This window comes from Bradyrhizobium sp. Ai1a-2, assembly GCF_000426245.1.
Lineage (GTDB): Bacteria > Pseudomonadota > Alphaproteobacteria > Rhizobiales > Xanthobacteraceae > Bradyrhizobium.
The window spans coordinates 34,990-57,940 of record NZ_AUEZ01000033.1 but is presented as its reverse complement, the minus strand read 5'-3'; the positions used below and the strand labels follow the sequence as shown (position 1 = coordinate 57,940).

Below are 22,951 nucleotides of genomic sequence, written 5' to 3'. Positions count from 1 at the left end.
GCTCTCTCGAGGAAGTCATGCGCTGGCGTCGAACGCCGCCAACAGATGGCGCGGCAAACGCTTGGGCGCAATCAGCATGGCGTCGAAACGCATGTCGAATTCCGCATGTTCGGGATGCGCCATCAGCCAGGCCTGGGCTGCGGCGATGATGCGCTGCTGCTGGCGCGGCGTGACGGCATAGGCGGCCTCATCAAAGCTGGCGCGGGCCTTGACCTCGACGAAGGCGAGCAGGTTGCGCTTGCGCGCGACGAGGTCGATTTCGCCATAGGGCGTGCGGAAGCGCTTGGCGAGGATGCGATAGCCCTTGGCCATCAGATAGGCCGCAGCGCGGCTTTCCGCCGACAGCCCGGTTTGGAACGCGGCGACCCGTTCGGGCGAAGCGAGTTTTGTGGCTGCGTCCCGCGGCGAGGTGCCGTCATTCTCGGCCATCGTCGCCCCGCAGTTCTTTTGCGAGTTCGAGGGCGCGGGCGTAGACCTCGCGGCGCGGCCGGCCGGAAAGCTCGACCGCATGCGCAACCGCGTCCTTGACGCTGTCGCGCTGGAGCTGTGCGCGCAGCAGTTCGTCGAGCTGATCCTGTCCCATCGTCTGCGCATCCGCCGGCGGCGGACCGATCACCAGCACGAATTCGCCGCGCGTCTCCAGCGTATCCTTTCCCGCGGCCAGTTCGGCGATCGGGGCGCGTTTGATCTCTTCGTGCAGTTTCGTCAGTTCGCGGCAGATCGCGGCGTCGCGCCCGCCCATGATCGCAGCGAGGTCGGTAAGCGTCTCCTGCACGCGGCTGCCGGATTCGAACAGCACCAGCGTCGAGTCGATCCTGGCGAGCTCGGACAGGCGCGTGCGCCGGGCCTGTTCCTTCGCAGGCAAGAAGCCCTCGAAGAAGAAGCGGTCGGTCGGCAGTGCCGCGACCGAGAGCGCCGTCAGCACCGATGATGCCCCGGGCACTGCGATCACCTGATGCCCGGCGGCGCAGGCCTCGCGCACCAGTTTGAAGCCGGGGTCGGAAATCAATGGCGTGCCGGCATCGGAAACCAGCGCGATCGCGGCGCCCTCGGCCAGCCGCTGCAGGATCTTTGGCCGCGCCTGGGCCGCATTGTGCTCGTGATAGGGGGTCAGCTCCGCCGTAATCGCGTAACGCTCGGTCAAGCGGCGGGTGATGCGGGTGTCCTCGCAGGCGATCAGGTCGACGCCGGCCAGCGTCTCCAGCGCGCGGAGGGTGATATCGGCAAGATTTCCGATCGGCGTCGCAACCAGATGGAGGCCGGGAACCGGCCTTGGCGCGCTCAGCACATGGCCGGCGACGGAAAATGTCCTGTTGGGGACGTCCATTCCGGCGTCGGCGCCGTATCTTGAGCTGGCTTTTGCGCGCATAGTGTCAATTTAGAGCATGATCGGGAAAAGTGGACACCGGTTTTCCGAAAGATCGTGCTCGAACGAGGAGTGGGGAAGTACCGGCGCCGTAACGTGCTTGCGTCTTGCAGAGTGGGGGCGACTGTGCTGCGCAGTGGGTGAGGGGTTCGCGGTCCACAGCCGGCAATTCACCATGGGGATAATCCCTTTGTTTTGGTTAACTATTCGCCGACAATATGCCTGATTCCATCCTCCATTTGTTCAGTGGTTGGAGTCCCGGCCGGGCACGGTCGGTCAAGAGAAGAGACGAGATGGTGGGCTCGCATAGCCGCAAACCGCAATCCTCGGGTCCGCAAGGTTCCGCCGCGACCCGCCGGACCGCACTCGGCCTGATGCTGGGTGCTCCGCTGCTGGCCGCCTGCTCGGGGGTGCAGCAGACCCTTAGCCAGTTTTCGACCTCGTCGCAGCCGGAGTCACCCGCGGGTCCGCAACAGCAGCCGCAGGCGATCGGTAACGGGCAGGTCAAAGTAGGACTGATCTTGCCGCTGTCGGCGGCCGGCAATGCCGGCCTCGCCGGACAGTCAATGAAGAACGCCGCTGACTTGGCGCTGGCGGAATTCCAGAATCCGAACATCCAGCTCCTGATCAAGGACGACGGCGGCAGTCCGCAGGGCGCTTCCCAGGGCGCGCAGCAAGCGATCGGCGAGGGCGCGGAGATCATCCTCGGCCCGCTGTTCGCGCAGTCGGTGCCGGCCGTCGCCCAGGTGGCGCGCGGGCGCGGTATCTCGGTGATCGCGTTCTCGACAGATTCGAGCGTGGCCGGACGCGGCGTCTATCTCCTGAGCTTCCTGCCGGAGTCCGACATCAATCGGATCGTCGAATATTCAGCGAGCATCGGAAAGCGCTCCTTCGCCGCGATGGTCCCCGACAATGCCTATGGCAATGTGGTCGAGGCGGCATTCAAGCAGGTGGCCGGCCGCAAGGGCCGCGTTGTCGCGTTCGAAAAATACGGCGCCGATCGCGCCACGCCGGCGCGTACCGTGGCGCAGTCGCTCGGCCAGGCCGATGCGCTGTTGCTCGCCGATGACGGTGATTCGGTGGTGGCGACGGCGGACGCGCTGACCGCAGCCGGCGCCAATCTGCGCAACATCCAGCTCCTCGGCACCGGCCTGTGGGACAATCCGCGCGTGTTCTCGAGCCAGGCGCTGCAGGGCGGCCTGTTTGCTGCGCCGGACCCGTCCGGCTTCCGCGCCTTCGCCGGTCGCTACCGCACCAAGTACGGCTCCGAGCCGGTGCGCACCGCGACGCTCGCCTATGATGCCGTGGCGTTGGTCGCCGCACTGGCGCGGACGCAAGGCGCTCAGCGCTTCCAGCAGGAAACGCTGACCAACCCCTCCGGCTTTGCCGGTATTGACGGCCTGTTCCGTTTCCGCGCCGACGGCACCAATGAGCGTGGACTTGCGGTGATGAAGGTTGCCACCGGTGGCGCCCAGGCGGTCGCAGGGTCACCGAAGAGTTTTGGGGCTTAATCAAGCAGCCGTAGCCCGGGTGAAGCGGAGCGCAACCCGGGATTTTTCCGCGAGCGGCTCGAGAGGCCCGGATTTGCGCTATGCGGCCAGATCCGCCACCACGGCATCGAGCACCGGGAATCCCGACGTGGTCACGCGTAGCCGTCCGTTGGCGTCGATGGCGATGGCGCCCTCTTCGCGCAGCAGAGCGATGCGGCGCGGATCGAGTTCGCGGCCCGAGAGTGACGCATAGCGCTCGGGGTCGATGCCTTCGGCGAGACGGAGCCCCATCAGCAGGAATTCGTCGGCGCGCTCTTCGCTATTGAGCACCTCGTCGGTGACGACACCGCTGCCATTGGTTTCGACCCGCATCACCCAGGCTTCCGGCCGCTTCTCCGTCGCGGTGGCGTGACGGCGGCTGTCAATGTCGAGGCGGCCATGTGCGCCTGGGCCGATGCCGGCATATTCGTCGCCGCGCCAATAGACGAGGTTGTGTCGGCACTCCGCGCCGGAGCGCGCGTGATTGGAAATCTCGTAGGCTGGCAGGCCTGCTTGCGCGCAGACTTCTTGCGTCACGTCGTAAAGCGCGCGCGCGAGCGCCTCGTCCGGCGTCTGCAATTTGCCTGCGGCATGCAGGCCGAAGAACGGCGTGCCTTGCTCGATCGTGAGCTGATAGAGCGAGAGATGCTCGGCGGCTTCCGCGATCGCATGCTTCAGCTCGTCGGCCCACATCGCGGGAGTTTGATCCGGCCGGGCGTAGATCAGGTCGAATGAATAGCGATCGAAGGCCTGGCGGGCGATGGCGACCGCGTCGAGCGCTTCACGCGCAGTGTGCAACCGCCCCAGTGCTTTCAGCGAAGCATCGTCGAGCGCCTGCACGCCGAGCGATACGCGGTTGACGCCGGCGGCGCGATAGCCGCGAAACCGCGTTGCTTCAACGCTCGTCGGGTTGGCTTCCAGAGTCACTTCGACATCGGAAGCGACACGCCAATGTTTGCCGATCGCATCCAGGATCGCGCCGACCGTTTGGGGCTGCATCAACGACGGCGTGCCGCCGCCGAGGAAAATCGAGGAGACTTCACGGCCGGGGACGCGCGCCGCGGTCGTCTCGATCTCGCGCGCAAAGGCGCGGGCAAACCGCGCCTCATCGATCGGTGCGTGCCTGACATGGCTGTTGAAATCGCAATATGGGCATTTCGACAGGCAGAACGGCCAGTGCACATAGACGCCGAATGCTGCCTGGTCGCGGTCAGTCAAGGCATATCTCCGCCAGCTTGACGAAGGCGCGGGCGCGGTGCGACAGGCCAAGGCCGAGCGGCGGCAGCCCGTGCTTCTCGACGCTCGTCATCTCGCCGAAGGTCCGGGTATGGCCATCCGGCAGGAACATGGGATCATAGCCGAAACCGGCGGTGCCGCGCGGCGGCCACACCAAGGTTCCATCGGCGCGCGCCTCGACCTCCTCGATATGCCCGTCCGGCCAGGCGACACACAGTGCGGAGACGAAATGCGCGCTTCGGCGGTCGGGCGCGGCTGCGCCGCGTTCCTGCAACAGCCGCTCGATCCGCGTCATCGCGGCGGTGAAATCCTTGTTGTCGCCGGCCCAGCGCGCCGAATAGATGCCGGGAGCGCCGTCCAGCGCGTCGACCACCAGCCCGGAATCATCGGCGAATGCCGGAAGATCGGCGGCCTTGGCTGCGGCAATCGCCTTGATCGCGGCATTGGCGCGAAAACTGTCGCCGGTCTCCTCGGGCTCGCCAAGACCGAGATCGCCCGCCGAGATCGCCTCCACGCCATGCGGCGCCAGCAATTCGCGCATCTCGGCAAGCTTGCCGGGATTGTGGGTCGCCACCACGAGCTTTCCTGTGATTCGGCGGTGCATGGCCTATTGACTACGCCACCGCCATCTTCTGCAAGTCGACCAGCCTCGTGACGCCCTTGCGCGCCAGCGCCATCAGCGCCAGGAACTCGTCCTGCGAGAACGGCGTCTTTTCGGCGGTGCCCTGCACCTCGATGATGCGGCCGTCGCCGGTCATCACGAAATTGGCGTCGGTCTCGGCTTCCGAGTCCTCGGCGTAGTCGAGATCAAGTACCGGGGTGCCGTTATAGATGCCGCAGGAGACGGCCGCGACGTGGTCGCGCAACACGTTGGTTTTCAGCATGTTGCGCGTCTTCATCCAGTTGATGCAGTCGGCAAGCGCGACCCAGGCGCCGGTGATCGAGGCGGTGCGCGTGCCGCCATCGGCCTGCAGCACGTCGCAATCGACCGTGATCTGGCGCTCGCCCAGCGCTTCCAGGTCGACGGTGGCGCGGAGCGAACGGCCGATCAGGCGCTGAATCTCGATGGTGCGCCCGCCCTGCTTGCCGGCGGAGGCCTCGCGCCGGGTTCGTTCCAGCGTGGCGCGGGGCAGCATCCCGTATTCGGCGGTGACCCAGCCGCGGCCCTGGCCCTTCAGCCACGGCGGCAGGCGGTCCTCCAGGGTCGCAGTGACCAGCACATGGGTGTCGCCGAATTTCACCATGCAGGAACCCTCGGCATATTTGACCACGCCGCGTTCCAGTGAGACGGGGCGCAGTTCGTCGGGTGCACGGCGGCTTGGCCGCATGGGGAATCCTCCGGGAATTCGAGCGAATATGGCTGGCGGTGCTTGTAGGAGCGGGCAGGCGTAGCGGCAAGCTTTTTGGCCGGCTCAGGGGCGGTAATGCACGCTTGTCACCGGGCGTGTGGATGGTCAAATTAGAGGCAGTTGTGAGGGAATTTACTGGTGGCTCAACACGAACCCGTCGGTTTGATCACGCCGCACGCCGGGCTTGCCCAGCTCAACGAGCGTTCTCGCGATATTTTTCGTCAGATCGTCGAAAGTTATCTGGCGACCGGCGAGCCGGTCGGCTCGCGCAACATCTCGCGCCTGATCGCGTTGCCGCTGTCGCCGGCTTCCGTGCGCAATGTGATGTCCGATCTCGAACAGCTCGGCCTGATCTACGCGCCGCACACCTCCGCCGGACGGCTGCCGACCGAATTGGGCCTGCGCTTCTTCGTCGATGCGCTGATGCAGGTCGGCCACCTCACCGAGGCGGAACGGCAATCGATCCAAAGCCAATTGGCTTCCGTCGGCCGCGCGCAGTCGGTCGAGGCAGCGCTCGACGAGGCCCTGATCCGGCTATCCGGCCTCACCCGCGCCGCCGCCGTGGTGCTGACGCCGAAATCCAACGCGCGACTCAAGCATATCGAGTTCGTGCGGCTGGAGCCGGAACGTGCGCTGGTGGTGCTGGTCGGCGAGGACGGGCAGGTCGAAAACCGGGTGCTGAGCTTGCCGCCGGGTGTTCCATCCTCGGCGCTGATCGAGGCCACCAACTTCCTCAATGCGCGCATCCTCGGGCGTACGCTCGCCGAAGCGCGGCTCGAGCTCGAGACCGCGCTGGCACAAAGGCGTGTCGAGCTCGATCAATTGACGCAAAAGGTGATCTCGGCAGGGCTTGCGAGCTGGTCGGGCGGCGACAATGAGGACCGGCAGCTCATCGTGCGCGGGCACGCCAATCTCCTGGAGGATTTGCATGCGCTCGAGGATCTCGAGCGCATCAAGTCGCTGTTCGACGATCTCGAGACCAAGCGCGGCGTGATCGACCTTCTGGGTCGCGCGGAAAGCGCCGATGGCGTGCGGATCTTCATCGGGTCGGAGAATAAATTGTTCTCGCTGTCGGGCTCCTCGACCATCGTTGCGCCCTATAGCGACGGCGCGGGCCGTCTCGTGGGCGTGCTCGGCGTGATCGGGCCGACCCGGCTGAATTATGCGCGGGTGATCCCGACCGTGGACTATGCCGCGCGCCTCGTCAGCAGGATCCTGGGCGGTTAGAGCACGGACCGGACAAGTGGAAACCTGTTTTCCGAAAAGGTCATGCTCGAACAACGAGATGAGATCATGATCCGATTCCGTCTCATCGGATCATGATCTCGGCCCGAAACCGGGCGGGTTGCGCTTGATTTTCCTTGCCCAAAGCACGATATCCGGGCCAGCCAATCCCTTAAATGTTGACCAGACGCGATTTCTCGAAAAGGCAAGCCATGACCGATCCGAACCGGCCGAACGACAACGCCGAGAACCCGGCGCAGAGCGGCGAGCCCGTGGTCTCGAAGCCCTACGTCATGCCCGACGATCCCGAGCAGGGATCGGTGGAGGCCTTGGCGAAGGAGCTTGGCGAAGCGCGCGATCGGACGCTGCGCACGCTGGCCGAGATGGAAAACCTGCGCAAGCGCACCAGCCGCGAGATCGCGGATGCGCGCGCCTATGGCATCACCGGCTTTGCCCGCGACATCCTCGACATCGCCGACAATCTGCAGCGTGCACTCGATGCCGTCCCGGCGGAGGCCAAGGCGGCCGCGGATCCCGGCCTGAAGGCCCTGATCGAGGGCGTCGAACTGACCGAGCGTTCGCTGCACGCCACGCTGGAGAAGAACGGCGTCAAGAAGTTCGATCCCACCGGCGAGAAGTTCGATCCGAACTTCCAGCAGGCGATGTACGAGGTTCCCGATCCGTCCGTGCCCTCGGGCACGGTGGTGCACGTGGTGCAGGCCGGCTACACGATTGGCGATCGCGTGCTGCGTCCGGCGCTCGTCGGTGTCTCCAAGGGCGGCGCAAAGACCGCGCCGGCCTCCGCCGCACAGTAAAACTGAATCTGCTCAACGCGTCGGCTGACGGAACGCGGTTAGTGCCGGCCTCGACGAAGGCCGGTGTTTAGCGTGGCTGAATCCCGTCGCGCACGGTACGGAAGCGCGGGAACGCGCTCGACCATTGATCGCGCGGCGAGGAGCCGATGATGCGCAGCGAGGTCTGCGCACCGAACCGCAGCCACTGCACGATGGTAACCGGCGTGCTGTCCTTGCCGCTGACCGCATCGATCCGTGTCTCGTAGCCAGGCTGGCCATCGATGCGGATCGGCTCCGACATCGTGATCCGTCCGTCGCGCACGCCAGGGATCGTGGTCGCGATCTGCTGGGCAAAACGGCCGCGGTCATCGGGAGAGGCGGCAGTCGAGCCGATGATGCCGATGATCATGAAGGGCGCCGCCTCGAACCCGCTCTTCTCGTCGCCATCGGCGACGATCAGCGCGGCGCCGGGCGCCAGCGTGCGGACATTCTTGAAGTTCGCCAGCTCGGTTATCTTGAACGGCATCAACCCGAGCTGCTCGTCGACCGGAACCTGATCCCGGATCGCGGCGGTCGAAAACATCTGGCGGACGGCGTCGTCGGTATAGATCCTGGCGGCATTCTCCGGGACCTGCATGGCGATGTAGCCGGAGAAGGTCGGGCCGGGCAGGATCATTGAGTAGCGCCGCACGCTGCCGGCGCCATCCTTGGCATTCTCGACCGTGTAATAGGCAAGGCCGGCCGAGGTTTCGATGCTCTCCGGCTTGATCCCGCCGGCGCCGCCCGGGTTCGCCTTGAAGGCATTGGCGACCTCGCCATAGGCCTCCGCCGGCAGGTCGGTCACCAGCACCTTGACGCTCTGGTCCTCGGTCTCGAAGCCGGTGAAGGATTTTGCGCGACTAAGCCCCACCAGCGGCTTCATCCCGACCCTCGCGCCCGGCGGAAAGACCACGTCCGCGGCAAAGGCGGGAGATGCGGCGGCAAAGAACAGGAAGACCGCGGCGAGGAGGCGAATGGGATTCATGTCAAGGATCTACCGGGTTTGGCATTGAAGCCGTTCATTGGGCGGCCCCCGCGGGGCCGCAAGCTGTCGGGCCCGTTCCGTCGGCCCGCTTTTAGCGGTTTTGATGGCCCGGCGACAGGGGCGGGCGGCTTCATGCCGCCTGGCGGCTCAGGGTGCAATGTCGCAGCTTTCTTGCGCTTCCGTTAATGTGGACCCAAAGACCAAGCTGGGACCAAGCCGGTCCCGGCCCGGACTGACACAATCTTTCAAACGCCAGTCTTTTCAGGCCTCAAGGTTGCGTCCAGTCCTTGCAGGCCTTACCCCCCCTCCTATATGAGGCTCATCGTCGCAATATCGCGAGCATTTGAACGTGTGGGGGTTCGGTTCGGTGCGCCGCCAGGGCCCAGCCAACCTGCCTTAGAAAGAAGGAAATCAGAACCATGGGAAAGGTCATAGGGATCGACCTCGGCACCACGAACTCGTGCGTTGCTGTAATGGATGGCAAGAACGCGAAGGTCATCGAGAATTCCGAGGGCATGCGGACGACGCCGTCGATCGTCGCCTTCACCGATGATGGCGAGCGCCTCGTCGGTCAGCCGGCCAAGCGCCAGGCGGTGACCAATCCTGAACGGACATTCTTTGCGGTGAAGCGCCTCATCGGCCGCCGCTATGACGACCCGATGGTCGAGAAGGACAAGAAGCTTGTCCCTTACAAGATCGTCAAGGCATCGAACGGCGACGCCTGGGTCGAGGCCGACGGCAAGACCTATTCGCCCTCCCAGGTCTCCGCCTTCATCCTGCAGAAGATGAAGGAGACCGCGGAAGCGCATCTCGGCCAGAAGGTCGATCAGGCCGTCATCACGGTTCCCGCCTACTTCAACGACGCGCAACGCCAGGCCACCAAGGATGCCGGCAAGATTGCGGGCCTTGAAGTGCTGCGCATCATCAACGAGCCGACCGCGGCCGCGCTCGCTTACGGTCTCGACAAGACGAAGTCCGGCACGATTGCGGTCTACGACCTCGGCGGCGGCACCTTCGATATCTCGATCCTGGAGATCGGCGATGGCGTGTTCGAGGTGAAGTCGACCAACGGCGACACTTTCCTGGGCGGCGAAGATTTCGATATGCGGCTCGTCAGCTATCTCGCCGACGAATTCCAGAAGGAGCAGGGCATCAACCTGCGCAACGACAAGCTTGCCTTGCAGCGCCTGAAGGAAGCCGCCGAGAAGGCCAAGATCGAATTGTCGTCGACGACGCAGACCGAGATCAACCTGCCCTTCATCACCGCTGACCAGACCGGCCCGAAGCATCTGACGATGAAGCTGACCCGCGCCAAGTTCGAGGCGCTGGTTGACGAACTCATCCAAAAGACCATCGAGCCCTGCCGCAAGGCGCTGAAGGATGCCGGCCTCACCGCCGCTGAAGTCGGCGAGGTGGTGCTGGTCGGCGGCATGACCCGCATGCCGAAGGTTCAGGAAGTGGTGAAGCAGTTGTTCGGCAAGGAGCCGCACAAGGGCGTCAACCCGGACGAGGTCGTCGCCATCGGTGCTGCGATCCAGGCCGGCGTGCTGCAGGGCGACGTCAAGGACGTCCTGCTGCTCGACGTGACCCCGCTGTCGCTCGGCATCGAGACGCTGGGTGGCGTGTTCACCCGCATCATCGACCGCAACACCACGATCCCGACCAAGAAGAGCCAGGTGTTCTCGACCGCCGAGGATAACCAGAACGCGGTCACCATCCGCGTCTTCCAGGGCGAGCGTGAAATGGCGGCCGACAACAAGATGCTCGGCCAGTTCGACCTGATGGGCATTCCGCCGGCCCCGCGCGGCATGCCGCAGATCGAGGTGACCTTCGACATCGACGCCAACGGCATCGTCAACGTCTCGGCCAAGGACAAGGCGACCGGCAAGGAGCAGCAGATCCGGATCCAGGCATCCGGCGGGCTCTCCGAAACCGACATCGAGAAGATGGTCAAGGACGCCGAGGCCAACGCGGCCGAGGACAAGAAGCGGCGCGAGGCGGTCGACGCCAAGAACCATGCGGACGCGCTGGTGCATTCCACTGAGAAGGCGCTGGCCGAGCATGGCTCGAAGGTTGCCGAGAGCGAGCGCCGGTCCATCGAGGACGCCGTCAGCGACCTGAAGGAAGCGCTGAAGGGCAACGATGCCGAGTCGATCAAGGCCAAGACCAATGCGCTCGCGCAGGCTTCGATGAAGCTCGGCGAAGCCATGTACAAGCAGCAGGCCGAAGGCGATGCCGCCAAGGACGCTGCGAAGGATGATGTCGTCGACGCGGAGTTCACCGAGGTCGACGACGACAAGAACAAGAAGTCTGCTTAAGACGCGGGCGTAGGATGATGACCCCCATGCCAAGAGCGCGCGAAGCGTCGCCATGGATGGGGGTCATTTTTCTTTAAGCCGAACACTGCATCTTGCCCCACGCATGGTTCGGCAAGAGGATGAATTCGGGCGGGTTTGACTGATGTCTACCAAGCGCTGCTACTACGAGACCCTCGAGGTCGAGCGGAATGCGGACGAAACCAAGCTGAAATCGGCTTTCCGCAAGCTCGCAATGAAATGGCACCCGGACCGCAATCCCGGCGACGCCACGAGCGAGGTCAGGTTCAAGGAAATCAACGAAGCCTACGAGGTCCTGAAGGACAACGACAAGCGCGCCGCCTACGATCGTTATGGCCATGCAGCGTTCGAGCAGGGCATGGGCGGTGGCGGTCCGGGCTTTGGCGCCGGCTTTGCATCTTCCTTCTCCGATATTTTCGAAGACCTGTTCGGCATGGCCGGGCAGCGTCGTGGCAGTGGCCGTGAGCGCGGCGCCGATCTTCGCTACAACATGGAGATCACGCTTGAAGAGGCGTATCTCGGCAAGACCGCGCAGATCGAAATTCCCGTCTCCGTCACCTGCGAATCCTGCTCCGGCACCGGCGCCAAGGCCGGCACCAAGCCGAAGACCTGCTCGATGTGCGGCGGCGCCGGCCGCATCCGTCAGGCCCAGGGCTTCTTCACGTTGGAGCGCACCTGCCCCGGCTGCCAGGGCCGCGGCCAGATGATCGAGGACGCCTGTCCGTCTTGCTCCGGCACCGGCCGGGTGACGCGCGACCGGACGCTGTCGGTCAATATTCCCCAGGGCGTGGAGGACGGCACCCGCATTCGGCTTGCGGGCGAGGGCGAAGCCGGCGTCCGCGGCGGCCCGCCGGGCGACCTCTATATCTTCCTGTCGCTGACCCAACACGTATTCTTCCAGCGCGACAGCGCCGACCTGCACTGCCGCGTGCCGATCTCGATGGTCACTGCTGCCTTGGGTGGCGAGTTCGAGGTGCCAACCATCGACAAGGGCAAGACCAAGGTGAAAGTGCCGGCCGGAACGCAATCCGGTCGCCGATTCCGCATCGCATCAAAGGGCATGCCGGTGCTGCGGTCGCGCCAGACCGGCGACATGTATGTCCAGGTCGTGGTCGAAACGCCCCAGAATCTGACCAAGAAGCAGCAGGAATTGCTGACGGAGTTCGAAAAGCTCTCCTCCGGTGCGACGCAACCGGAGGCGGTGGGTTTCTTCTCCAAGGTCAAGGACTTCTTCGGTACCCGGACCGGCACCTAGAGCATGATCCCGGAAAAGTGGCGACCGGTTTTCCGAAAAGATCATGCTCAAACAAAGAGATGAGATCATGATCCGATCTCGTCTCATCGGATCATGAGCGTGGCAGAAGCAGTCTCGGCAGTGGCGCGCGATGGCGCTGAAATCCAAATCGATGCATGGCCTTATCACCGAACTGCGTTGCGGTCCGGTGGAACAGATGTGCGGCCGATCTGCTTGACCATAACGGTTTCGCCCTATACCTCTTTGTGACTGTTTTCTGACAGCCGCTCGTGCGGTCCCGCCTGGTAGCGACATGCCCCTGCAATCGTCCGTGCGTCCGTTGAAGAAGCCCCGTCTGGACGACGAGGTCCGCTTCCTCCGGTCATGGATCGAAAAACCGCTGCATGTTGGCGCGGTGATGCCGTCGAGCCGGTTGCTGGCGCGCACGATGGCGCAATATGTCGATGTCAGATCGGAAGGTCCTGTCGTCGAACTTGGTCCCGGGACCGGTGCGATCACCAACGCGCTGATCGAACATGGCGTGGATCAGAAGCGTCTCGTACTGGTCGAATACAATCCCGGTTTCTGCGCGCTGCTGCGCGAGCGCTATCCGCAGGCCAAGGTCGTGCAGGGCGACGCTTACAAGCTTCGGGACTCGCTCTGGGACGTACTTCCCACGCCGGCCGCAGCGATGGTTTCCGGCCTGCCGCTGGTCACCAAACCGATGATCACCCGCCTAAGGCTGATCCGCGATGCTTTCGCGGCGCTGGCGCCGGGTGCTCCCTTCGTCCAATTCACCTATTCGGTCGTCCCGCCGATCCCGAAATCGCTGCCGGGCGTGTCCACGGAAGCTTCCGAGCGGATCTGGATGAACCTTCCGCCCGCGCGGGTCTGGGTGTATCGCAAAGGGCGGTAGGCGCGTATTCCGCAAAAGTGGACGCCGGTTTTGCGCGTAGAATACGCGCAATTTATTGGCTAAGAGCATTTTCTGCGAAAATGCTCGCTGCGCATCGCGCGGCGGGTCTGCCGGACACGATTCAAAAATAATGTCTGCGCTGAAAATACTTGTGATCCCGGGGTCGCTGCGATCAGGCTCGCTCAACGCGAAGCTCGCGGCCGTTGCGGCGCATGAACTCGCGCAGGCGGGCGCCGAGGTCAGCCGCATCTCGCTCGCCGATTTTCCGCTGCCGATCTATGACGGCGACCTGCAGGCGAAATCCGGCGTGCCGAAGAACGCGGTCAATCTCAAGCGCATGATCGGCGCGCATCATGGCGTCCTGATCGTGACGCCGGAATATAATTCCTCGGTGCCGCCGCTGGTCAAGAACACTATCGACTGGGTGAGCCGCGTGCAGGATCCGCATGAGGTTCGCGGCCAGGTGTTTCGCGATCGTGTCTTCGCCACCGCCGCCGCCTCAGGCGGCCGGCTCGGCGGCAGCCGTGCATTGGCGGCACTGCGCCTCATCCTGTCCGCTTGCCACGCCACTGTGATCCCGAACCAGCTCGCGCTGTCATTTGCCGAACATGCCTATGACGATATGGATCGCTTACGGCATCCCGCCGATGTCGAGGCGATGCAGGCCATGGTGCGGCAATTGATCGACCTTTCTCAACGCATGATGTGAGGTGACATGCAGCCAGCCGATATCGCGCCGAAGGACCGCTTGATCGTAGCGCTCGATTTGCCCGGCATCACCGCGGCGGAAGCGGTGATCGACAAACTCGGCGACAGCGTGAACTTCTACAAGATCGGCTATCAGCTCGCTTATGCCGGCGGCCTGCCGCTGGCGCGCGCGCTCGCAACTGCCGGCAAGAAAGTCTTCATCGATCTCAAGCTGCACGACATCGGCAATACGGTCGCGCGCGGCGTCGAGAGCATCGCGACGCTTGGCGCGACCTTCCTCACCGTGCACGCCTATCCGCAGACCATGAAGGCCGCCGTCGAAGCGCGCGCAGGATCGAATCTCAAGATCCTCGCGGTCACGGTGCTGACCTCCTATGACGACAACGATCTCCACGCCGCAGGCTATCGCTTCAGCGTTGCCGATCTCGTTGAAGCGCGCGCGCAGCAGGCGCAGGTGCTCGGCGTCGACGGACTCGTGAGCTCGCCGGAGGAGGCGGCCTCATTACGCAAGATCGTCGGGCACCAGATGAGGCTGGTGACACCCGGCATCCGCCCGGCCGGTTCCGCAAGCGGCGACCAGAAGCGCATCATGACGCCGTCACGTGCAATCGCCGCCGGCGCCGACTATCTGGTGGTGGGCCGACCGATCCTGGAAGGCGCCGACCCCAAAGCCGCCGCCGAGGCCATCCAGGCTGAGATCGCGCAGGCGCTAGGATAAATTAACAAAGGAGAAGAACGGATGGCCAAGGGATACTGGATCGCACGCGTCGACGTTCACAACGAGGAAGCCTACAAGCCCTACATGGCGGCCAACCCGGCCATCTTCCAGAAATTCGGTGGCAAGTTTGTCGTGCGCGGCGGCAAGTTCACCGCAGTCGAAGGCCAGAGCCGTTCCCGCAACGTCGTGATCGAGTTTCCCGACTACGAAACAGCACTGGCTTGCTATCGTTCGCCGGAATACCAAGCCAACATCAAGGTTCGGCAGCCAAATTCGATCGCCGATCTCATTATCATAGAAGGCCACGACGCGCCGTAGTTCAGAGTGAGCGTTGTTCGCAAGAGGATGCGCTCCCGCATTGTTACAGAAATGTCTTGCGTCGTGATCGCAAGTCTGCGCTGCCGCTAGTATCAAATGACATTATTTCACGCGATCATCCGCTGATCGCGTGACTACATCCTCGTCTTCATCGTGATGGAACAAGCGCGACGAATTGGCGCGTCTTGATGCTGCGTGTTCACACGCACGCTGCGTTTCTTTTGTATCCAAATGGGGATTGCGACGACACCCTCCTTTCATCCAAGGTTGCATCTGTCGACGTCCACATCAATCGGTGATGGACAGTGAAGTAAGCCGGCTCAGCAATCGAGACGTCCATCGCGGGACGGAAACCGACCCGCTAACGTCTATGTATAGGGAGCGGAAACCATGCTTATCATTGGCACACCAAACGACGATGTACTCGTCGGCACAGCGGACCCCGATGATATCTTCGGTCTGCAAGGCAACGACACCATCACCGGATTGGAAGGCGACGACACCGTAAGCGGCGGCGCTGGAGACGACAACATCGACGGTGGCGCCGGCGACGATACTCTCAACGGCAATGCCGGCGACGACACCATCGTGGGTGGTGATGGCAATGACGAGATCAATGGCGGCGCGGGGATAGACACGCTGTCCGGAGACGCTGGCGACGACACCATAAGCGGCGGCGCTGGCGACGATAACATCGATGGCGGCGACGGCAACGATACGCTCAACGGCAATGCGGGTGATGACACGGTCGCGGGTGGCGAAGGCGATGACACGATCACCGGCGCTGCGGGAGACGACACGCTGTCGGGCGATGCCGGCGACGATACGCTGAGTGGCGGAGTGGGCGACGACACCCTGAACGGCGGCGACGGCATCGACCTGCTCAATGGTAACCTCGGCGATGACACGCTGAACGGCGATGCCGGCGACGATACGCTCAACGGCGGTCTTGGCGATGATACGCTGAGCGGCGGCGACGATAATGACGTGCTCAACGGCGGCGACGGCAATGATACGCTGGCCGGCGACGACGGCAACGACACCATCGACGGCGGCGACGGAGCCGACAACGCGGATGGCGGTGCCGGGGATGATACGGTGTCCGGCGGCGACGGCGACGACATCCTGGCCGGAGGTGATGGGGTCGACGACGTCAGTGGCGGCGAGGGTGATGATGAAGTCAGCGGCGGCAACGGCGCCGACACGTTGAATGGCGATGCCGGCGACGACATACTCGATGGCGGCAACGCAGCGGATACGATGGACGGTGGCGAGGGCGCCGATGAGCTGGCCGGTGGTGCCGGAAACGATACGCTGAACGGCTCTGCCGGCGATGACGAGCTGGACGGCGGCAATGGTGCCGATACCCTCGACGGCGGCGAAGGCGATGATCTGATCACCGACGGCGCCGGCACCGATACGAACAACTTCGGCGACGGCACGGGTGCCGAATTCGGCGATGATGAAATCACCGATCTGAGCTTTGCCGACGGTGACGTCGTCAATGTCGACGCGCCTGACGACTTCGATCCGACCACGATAGTTGTCGATGACGATGGAACCAATACCGTGCTCGACTTCGGCTTCGGCACCATCCAGCTCGACGGTATCACGGGTGGAGGGACGCCGTTCGAATCGATCACCGACATCAACGATGCCGCGGGATATGATGTTATCACCGTGACATGACGCTAGCTTCAGCGGGACGGCGGCCAGCCGCCGCCCCGCTGCCGCATTCTGAAGTACGCAGTTCTTAGTGATATTTCGGCCGGTCATGTATTTGCGCTGCCATCGTGAGATTCCAGCGTCTGGCCAACGATTTTTGCTCGGATCGATTCCGGGACGGACTACTTTTGTCTGGATCGTCGCCTTCAGCGTGTCGATCAATATGCTGCTGCTCGTCGTGCCCTTTTACTCGATCGAAGTGTTCGATCGGGTGCTCAGCAGCGGCAGCGTCGAGACCCTGGTTGGCCTCAGTCTCATTGCCGCGACCGCACTGATCTTCAGCGCCGCATTCGAGACTCTGCGCAACCGCCTGCTCAGTCGCTTTGCCGTTCGGTTCGAACGTCATCTCGCCCCGATCGTCCTTGAAGGCACGATCATGGGAACTGCCGGGCAGAACGACGGCAGGACAAACGCCCTCGTAAAGGTCCGTGAGCTCCGGAGCTTCCTGTCGGGCGGACCGGTCGGATCCTTGATCGACGCGCCGTTCCTTCCGGGCTTCGTCCTCATTCTCTTCTTCCTGCATCCCTGGTACGGCGTGATAGCCCTGATCGGAACCGCGATCCTGCTCGTGCTGGGCGCCGTAAGCCATCGGATTGCGCGGATGGAAGTCGGGCAGGCGACGCAAGCGGCACAAACGACGCAAGCGGCCCTCGACGGGATCGTGCGGCATTCCGACCTGGTGCGGGCCATGGGCTGGACCCGCGGCGCCATCCGCGAGTTCATGGATCTGAATGACGAGGCACTGTCGCCGGTGGTCCGCGCCAGCGAACGGGTCTACACCATTGCCGCAATCGCGCGGATGGTGAGAACCATCCTGCAGATCACCGCGATCGGCACCGGTGCCTGGCTCGTGCTTCAGAACGAGGTGCTCTCCGGCAGCTTGATCGCAAGTTCGATCCTGATTGCCCGCACGCTGCAGCCGATGGAAGGCTTGATCTCGGCGTGGCGTGCGCTGACATCCGCCCATGAGGCATGGAAGCAGGTCCAGGCGGCAGCAATTCCGGTCCTTGCACGAAAGAGAAAGACGCTGCTTCCCTCGCCGTCCGGGAGGATCAAGGTCGAGCGGGTGACATTCCGGACCGCCGGGTCCGATCGGGCCATCCTGGCAGGCGTGACGTTCGAGTGTCGCCCTGCGGAAATGGTTGTGGTGATCGGACCGACGGGAGCCGGGAAATCGACATTGCTGCGCCTGATGGCGGGGTTGGAGCGACCGAGCGGCGGTACGATCCGATTGGATCACGCCGCCCTTCCCAACTGGGAACCCGACCAACTCGGGCAATATGTCGGCTATCTTCCGCAGGACGTGCAGCTACTGGGCGGCACTGTCGCCGAAGCGATCGCCGGATTCGACGAGCATGCGCGCGATCAGGACATCGTCGCCGCGGCCCAGCTTGCGCAAGCCCATGACATGATCCTGTCCCTTCCCGCCGGCTATCAGACCGAGATCGGCCGCGACGGCAACAAGCTTTCCGGAGGCCAGCGCCAGCGCATCGGTCTTGCGCGTGCATTCTTCGGCAATCGCAAGCTGATCCTGTTGGACGAGCCGAATGCGAACCTCGATCCGGACGGCGAGCAGGCGCTGTGTTCGGCGATCGAACTGGCGAAAGCGCGCGGCGCGGCATTGGTTGTCGTCACGCACCGGCCGCGCCTGCTCACCATTGCAGACGCAGTGCTGCTGCTGAGGGACGGCAAGCAACTTGCCTTCGGCGCGCCGTTCGATGTCCTTCGCGTGCCGACAGCGTCGGAGGGCCGCGTGATCCGGCGCGAGGCGACGCCCCAGAAGCTCCCAGTAAGGGGGACTGCGCGATGACCCAGAAACTGCAGAGCGCCGAGGCCTCCTGGCTTACGCCAAGCAGCGGTCGCTCGCCGATCGCGCGCGAGCGACCGCGGTCCGGTATTCGATGGATCATAGGATTGGGATGCGTGTTGCTCGTCCTCCAGTTCTGCGGCTTCGGCGTGTGGGCAACGACCGTCCCGCTCCGCAGCGCCGTTGTGGCGCCCGGATTCATAAAGGTTCATTCGAAGCGCAAAGCCGTGCAGCATCTCGAAGGCGGCATCATCAATTCGATTTACGTCAGGGAGAATGACCGTGTCGAATCCGGTCAGGTGATTGCCCGGCTCGAAACCGCGCAGATCGAGGCAACGCTCGGCTCGCTCGAGACAAAGCTCTTTGCCGATCTGGCGATGGAGGCGCGGCTGACGGCCGAGCAAGCCGGCGCCGGAGCAATCCAGTTTCCGGATGAGCTGCAAAAGAATGTAAGCCGCACCGCTGCGCGCATCGCCATGCAAACCCAGGCCGGTGAATTTGCCGCGCGACTGGCCGCGATCGAGAACGAACGCAAGGTGATCGACCAGCAGATCGCGCAATCGACAGATTCCATTCGCGGCCTGGAAAGCAACACCAAAGGTCTCCAGCAGCAGCTTTCGTTGCTGCAGGAGGAGATCGCAGACACAAGCTACCTATTGGCAAAGGGCCTTGCGCGAAAACCACGTGTCCTGGCCCTGAAGCGGGCCGAAGCCGACACCACGGGCCAGATCGCCCGCAACCTGGCCTTGATCGCGGAAGCGCAGGGCAAGATTGCGGAACTGGAGGATAAGCGGCGGCAACTTGGGTTCAATCAGGATCAGGACGTCGCCAAGCAACTGCACGCCACGAGCGAAGAGATTGGCGACCTTCGACATCGAATCGCCGCGTTGCGCGATCAGCTTAGACGGTCCGAATTACGTGCCCCGGAAAGCGGAAGGATCGTCGGTCTCAACACGAGAGACCTCAGTGCCGTGCTTGGACCTCGCGAAACACTTTTGGAAATTGTCCCAACGGAAGATCGCCTTGTCATAGAGGCTACATTGAAGCCAACGGACCGGGAAGAGGTATATATCGGCCAGATGGCGCGCGTGAGGGTTCACGCCCTCAATATGCGTCGCAGACCTATGCTCGAGGGCAGGGTCATCGCGGTTGCTGCGGACGCCCTGACGGATCCCAAGACTGGCGTCAACACGTACATGGCCGAGGTTGAGCTCGATCCGCACGCACCGACGGCTCCCTACCTGGCGTCATTGCTGCCTGGAATGCCCGTCGAAGTATTCGTCGAGACGGGAGAAAGAACCTTCGCGGAGTACTTGCTGCAGCCAATGGCGCTGCGTGTCAGCCGCGCGTTCAGGGAGAATTAGTTGCTGGCGCAGTGCCGGCTGAAACCTTTTAGCGGGAGGCGCCCGTGCATGAGATCAGCAAAGTACCACCTTTCAGGGAGACAGGGCATTCCGATCACACCGAATCTCAACCGCTTCTCGATGCCGAGAACCTTTCGATCGAACCGCGTGGGTCAGATACTCTTGAGCCGAGTCCTGTTGAGCCAGGTCTTCTTGAGCCGAGTCCTCACCACAGGATCATGGAGCATTTCGGCAGGGCTGTCGCGGAATTGCTTAATTGCAGCAGTTGCTATGTCGCAATCATGTCTCCCTCGACCGGGGGGCAACTGGAAGAGGTCCGCGTCGGAAATGCCACGATCGATCCGTCGTGCACGACGACAATGGCTCGTATTGCGCGCAAAGGCGCTGGTGCGGATTGCGCGCTTCTCGAGCCGATCAATGCGCGCACCGCATTCGTGCGCAAATTGATCGGCCCCGAACCGGGATCGAAAAGTCATTCGGTGATCGGGCGGTTCGCCTCTCGCGAGCGGACGACGGTCGTGTTCGTCGCGGGATGGCGACCGGTGCCGCTCGTCCAAGCCGAAATTCCCTGCCTTGTACGCGCAGTTCGAACGCTCTGGGAAACGGTCGGTGCGAGCGCGCGGCAGTCGCTGACTCCGGATGTGGATGCTCAAGTCTTGCTGGAAGAGCTGGCATTTCCCGCGGTCGTCACCGACGAAGGCCTGAATATCCACGGGGTCAATCGTGGCGGACGCGCGCTGCTGGCAAAAGGCGAGCTTCTCAAGATAAAGGGCGGCAAACTCGTGGGCGCAAGCGGCTCGGTAACCGACGGCTTGGGGCGCGCGGTTCGAGACGCGCTGATGACGCGCTCCGGGCAGGTCTCGTTCGACCGTACGGTGCCGCTGTCGACCGAACGCCAGCAGTTCGCCTTTGCCAAGGTCGGCGCCGTGCCGACGAATCGCGATGCGCGGAAGGCTCTGGTGATCGTGCCGCAATTCGATGAAGTGCTCGGCGCGCAGCGCATCGCAGCCGCGTTCGGATTGAACTGGGCCGAAGAAAGAATTATCGCGCGGATCCTTCAGTTCCAATGTCCGCGCGACATCGGTGCCGACCTGCGTCTGACCGAAGCGACCGTCAGGACCTACACCAAGCGCATCATGCTAAAGTTGGGAATTAATCGACAGTCCGAGTTCTTTTTGCTCTATCATCTCACGCAATCACCTTTCGGTGCGGGCAGGCGTGAGAAGGCGACGAGCCGTGTCCTGTCCGAATTGCAGTCGAAAGGAAATGATCCTGGGCTGGAAAGCTGATAAGCTTTCGCCAGATGAAATCCAGGTTGTTCATCATGTCTCCGGGATTCACACGGTCCGTCGCCGCAATTGCGGCGGCAATGGGTTTTGCCGGCTCCGCTTGCGCGGAGAACATCGAGCTCGGAATGCCCGTTGGCTGCGAGATTGGCCAGACCTGCTATATCCAGAACTATGTTGATGACGACCCCTCGCCGTCGAGCCGCGATTATAAATGCGGCACGCTCACATACGACGCACATAACGGAACGGACTTTCGTGTACCCTCGCTCGCGGTGCAAAAGTCCGGAGTGGACGTGCTCGCGTCCGCAAGCGGCCGCGTTCTTCGCACGCGCGACGGCGTGCCCGATGGCGCGTTCAGCAGGACAGCACGCGAGGTCGTGCGCGACGTTGAATGCGGCAACGGCGTCGTCATCGAACATCCCGGCGGCTGGGAAACCCAATACTGCCATATGGCGAATGGCAGCCTGGCGGTGAAGCCCGGCGACGACGTCGCCCGTGGGCAGCGGCTCGGCCGCATAGGTCTCTCCGGTCTGACCGAATATCCTCATCTGCATTTCACCGTCAGGTACAAAGGAGCAACCGTAGATCCCTTCGCCTATGGCGCCGCTCCCGGCTCATGCGGCAGCGGCGAGTCCCTCTGGCAGCCCGCGCTCCGCGCCCGGCTTGCTTATCAGGAACGAGCGGTCCTGAACGGCGGCTTCATGAGCGGGCCGCCGACCATGGAACTGATTGAGGAGGCAAGTCCGAACGGGCAGTCCGTGTCCGCCGACTCCCCCGCGCTCGTCGCCTTTGTCCGTGCCATCGGCCTGAAAGCGGGGGATACCCAGGGGCTGGTGATCAAGGACCCGCAAGGACAGGTCCTTGCCGAAAATCGAGCTGCGCCGCTTGAGAGCAACAAGGCGCAGTACATGTTGTTTGCGGGAAAAAAGCGCCCGCCAAACGGCTGGAACCATGGCACCTACAAGGCGACTTATACTGTCGAACGCGCCGGCCAGGTCGTCTTCGAAAAGCAGTTGGAACTAGCGCTATAGCCGCGCCTCGTGCTGGGCCGGGCGATCCCGGCTCTTGCGCACCTCCTGGAACATCATCCAAGACGACGCCCGAGACGAACTCGGTTGCCGGAATGGCCCGCGCCCGCTATAGCCGTGGAGAGGAAAAGTCATGGCCGATATGCGCTTGATCGTTGCGGGGGCCGGCGGCCGGATGGGCCGCGCCCTGACGCGCGCCATCTCGGAGACATCAGGCGCGGTTCTGGCCGGTGCGCTGGAAGCGCCCGGCTCCGAGCTGCTCGGGCAGGATGCCGGCGTGCTCGCGGGCCTGCCGGCCAACGGCGTCAAATTGTCGGCAGACCTTTGGACGCTCGCGGCCAATGCCGACGGCATCCTGGATTTCACCGTTCCGGCGGCGACGATCGCCAATGTCGCGATCGCGGTCGAGCGTGGCCTCGTCCATGTCATCGGCACCACCGGGTTGTCGGCTTCCGATGATGCGGTGATCCGAAGCGTCACCAACCGTGCTGTGGTGGTGAAGTCCGGCAATATGAGCCTCGGCGTCAATCTCCTGGCGGCCCTCGTCCAGCAGGTCGCGAAATCGCTCGACAATGCCTTCGACATCGAGATCGTCGAGATGCATCACAAGGCCAAGGTCGACGCTCCCTCCGGCACCGCCCTCCTGCTCGGCGAAGCTGCCGCCGCTGGCCGTGGCATTGCGCTCGACAGGCACTCGGCGCGCGGCCGCGATGGCCACACCGGCGCGCGCCGCACCGGCGACATCGGCTTTGCGTCGCTGCGCGGCGGCACCGTGACCGGCGATCACAGCGTGATCTTTGCCGGCCCGTATGAGCGCATTACGCTGTCGCACCATGCCGAGGACCGCATGATCTTTGCGCATGGCGCGCTGAAGGCGGCGCTATGGGCACATGGCAAGAAGCCCGGGCTATACTCCATGATGGATGTGCTGGGGCTCTCCCACCTCTAATGCATGATCCGGAAAAGCGTGAACCGGTTTTCTGAAA

The 22,951-nt window shown here is 63.5% G+C and carries 21 protein-coding genes; 15 read left to right on the top strand and 6 right to left on the bottom strand.

The features are described from left to right. Nucleotides 1-15: 15 nt before the first annotated feature. Together K288_RS0121180 and rsmI are read right to left on the bottom strand one after the other, a co-directional pair. A complete protein-coding gene (locus tag K288_RS0121180; RefSeq protein ID WP_027581369.1) occupies nucleotides 16-429 on the bottom strand; it encodes a YraN family protein in 414 nt (137 codons plus the stop codon). Then, nucleotides 416-1,369, bottom strand: a complete 954-nt coding sequence (gene rsmI, locus K288_RS0121175) for a 16S rRNA (cytidine(1402)-2'-O)-methyltransferase (protein WP_027581368.1) — start codon at nucleotides 1,367-1,369, stop codon at nucleotides 416-418. Before rsmI ends, K288_RS0121180 begins: the two co-directional genes overlap by 14 nt. 290 nt (nucleotides 1,370-1,659) lie before the next feature. Here rsmI and K288_RS0121170 point away from each other — a divergent pair, with 290 nt between their 5' ends. Continuing rightward, nucleotides 1,660-2,877, top strand: a complete 1,218-nt coding sequence (locus tag K288_RS0121170; RefSeq protein ID WP_027581367.1) for a penicillin-binding protein activator — start codon at nucleotides 1,660-1,662, stop codon at nucleotides 2,875-2,877. A 78-nt stretch (nucleotides 2,878-2,955) separates the two neighbouring features. On the opposite strand, the gene hemW is transcribed toward K288_RS0121170, so the two are convergent. Genes hemW through rph form a run of 3 tightly spaced genes read right to left on the bottom strand, consistent with a single transcriptional unit; the run spans nucleotide 2,956 to nucleotide 5,459 of the window. After that, complete coding sequence (hemW, locus tag K288_RS0121165; RefSeq protein ID WP_027581366.1) at nucleotides 2,956-4,113, bottom strand: radical SAM family heme chaperone HemW; 1,158 nt, start codon at nucleotides 4,111-4,113, stop codon at nucleotides 2,956-2,958. Further along, a complete protein-coding gene (rdgB, locus tag K288_RS0121160; protein WP_027581365.1) occupies nucleotides 4,106-4,735 on the bottom strand; it encodes an RdgB/HAM1 family non-canonical purine NTP pyrophosphatase in 630 nt (209 codons plus the stop codon). Before rdgB ends, hemW begins: the two co-directional genes overlap by 8 nt. Nucleotides 4,736-4,745: 10 nt before the next feature. Next, complete coding sequence (gene rph, locus K288_RS0121155) at nucleotides 4,746-5,459, bottom strand: ribonuclease PH (RefSeq protein WP_027581364.1); 714 nt, start codon at nucleotides 5,457-5,459, stop codon at nucleotides 4,746-4,748. Between the two features lie 159 nt (nucleotides 5,460-5,618). On the opposite strand from rph, the gene hrcA reads away from it, so the two are divergent. After that, nucleotides 5,619-6,707 (top strand): heat-inducible transcriptional repressor HrcA, encoded by a 1,089-nt coding sequence (hrcA, locus tag K288_RS0121150; protein WP_027581363.1) that lies wholly within the window; start codon nucleotides 5,619-5,621, stop codon nucleotides 6,705-6,707. Nucleotides 6,708-6,916: 209 nt separating this feature from the next. Then, a complete protein-coding gene (gene grpE / locus K288_RS0121145) occupies nucleotides 6,917-7,519 on the top strand; it encodes a nucleotide exchange factor GrpE (protein WP_027581362.1) in 603 nt (200 codons plus the stop codon). 67 nt (nucleotides 7,520-7,586) lie between these two features. Here grpE and K288_RS0121140 read toward each other — a convergent pair whose 3' ends face one another. Further along, nucleotides 7,587-8,522 carry a hypothetical protein gene (locus K288_RS0121140; RefSeq protein WP_027581361.1) on the bottom strand — a complete coding sequence of 312 codons (936 nt, stop codon included), beginning with the start codon at nucleotides 8,520-8,522 and terminating at the stop codon, nucleotides 7,587-7,589. Between the two features lie 419 nt (nucleotides 8,523-8,941). Here K288_RS0121140 and dnaK point away from each other — a divergent pair, with 419 nt between their 5' ends. The 12 genes from dnaK (at nucleotide 8,942) to dapB (ending at nucleotide 22,914) form a co-directional block, all read left to right on the top strand. Next, nucleotides 8,942-10,840, top strand: coding sequence for a molecular chaperone DnaK (dnaK, locus tag K288_RS0121135; RefSeq protein WP_027581360.1), 1,899 nt, complete (start codon nucleotides 8,942-8,944; stop codon nucleotides 10,838-10,840). 142 nt (nucleotides 10,841-10,982) lie between these two features. Next, nucleotides 10,983-12,113 carry a molecular chaperone DnaJ gene (gene dnaJ / locus K288_RS0121130; RefSeq protein ID WP_027581359.1) on the top strand — a complete coding sequence of 377 codons (1,131 nt, stop codon included), beginning with the start codon at nucleotides 10,983-10,985 and terminating at the stop codon, nucleotides 12,111-12,113. Nucleotides 12,114-12,405: 292 nt separating this feature from the next. Further along, entirely contained in the window at nucleotides 12,406-13,008 is a 603-nt protein-coding gene (locus tag K288_RS0121125; protein ID WP_027581358.1) for an rRNA adenine N-6-methyltransferase family protein, read from the top strand. Between the two features lie 130 nt (nucleotides 13,009-13,138). Then, nucleotides 13,139-13,717 carry an NAD(P)H-dependent oxidoreductase gene (locus K288_RS0121120; RefSeq protein WP_027581357.1) on the top strand — a complete coding sequence of 193 codons (579 nt, stop codon included), beginning with the start codon at nucleotides 13,139-13,141 and terminating at the stop codon, nucleotides 13,715-13,717. Nucleotides 13,718-13,723: 6 nt separating this feature from the next. After that, on the top strand, nucleotides 13,724-14,434 hold the full coding sequence (pyrF, locus tag K288_RS0121115) for an orotidine-5'-phosphate decarboxylase (protein ID WP_027581356.1): 711 nt from the start codon (nucleotides 13,724-13,726) through the stop codon (nucleotides 14,432-14,434). A gap of 21 nt (nucleotides 14,435-14,455) precedes the next feature. After that, the gene (locus K288_RS0121110) at nucleotides 14,456-14,752 is read left to right on the top strand and encodes a DUF1330 domain-containing protein (RefSeq protein WP_027581355.1); all 297 of its coding nucleotides are present in this window, start codon (nucleotides 14,456-14,458) and stop codon (nucleotides 14,750-14,752) included. Between the two features lie 390 nt (nucleotides 14,753-15,142). Further along, nucleotides 15,143-16,441 carry a calcium-binding protein gene (locus K288_RS0121105; RefSeq protein WP_051334646.1) on the top strand — a complete coding sequence of 433 codons (1,299 nt, stop codon included), beginning with the start codon at nucleotides 15,143-15,145 and terminating at the stop codon, nucleotides 16,439-16,441. A gap of 85 nt (nucleotides 16,442-16,526) precedes the next feature. After that, complete coding sequence (locus K288_RS0121100; RefSeq protein ID WP_084799672.1) at nucleotides 16,527-18,287, top strand: type I secretion system permease/ATPase; 1,761 nt, start codon at nucleotides 16,527-16,529, stop codon at nucleotides 18,285-18,287. Beyond that, nucleotides 18,284-19,648: an HlyD family type I secretion periplasmic adaptor subunit gene (locus K288_RS0121095; RefSeq protein ID WP_027581352.1), complete on the top strand. Its 1,365-nt coding sequence runs from the start codon at nucleotides 18,284-18,286 to the stop codon at nucleotides 19,646-19,648. Before K288_RS0121100 ends, K288_RS0121095 begins: the two co-directional genes overlap by 4 nt. A gap of 44 nt (nucleotides 19,649-19,692) precedes the next feature. Next, nucleotides 19,693-20,937 (top strand): helix-turn-helix transcriptional regulator, encoded by a 1,245-nt coding sequence (locus tag K288_RS46115; protein ID WP_152535607.1) that lies wholly within the window; start codon nucleotides 19,693-19,695, stop codon nucleotides 20,935-20,937. 80 nt (nucleotides 20,938-21,017) lie between these two features. Further along, nucleotides 21,018-21,968: a M23 family metallopeptidase gene (locus K288_RS0121085; protein WP_152535606.1), complete on the top strand. Its 951-nt coding sequence runs from the start codon at nucleotides 21,018-21,020 to the stop codon at nucleotides 21,966-21,968. 130 nt (nucleotides 21,969-22,098) lie between these two features. Continuing rightward, nucleotides 22,099-22,914 carry a 4-hydroxy-tetrahydrodipicolinate reductase gene (dapB, locus tag K288_RS0121080; protein WP_027581350.1) on the top strand — a complete coding sequence of 272 codons (816 nt, stop codon included), beginning with the start codon at nucleotides 22,099-22,101 and terminating at the stop codon, nucleotides 22,912-22,914. Nucleotides 22,915-22,951: the final 37 nt, after the last annotated feature.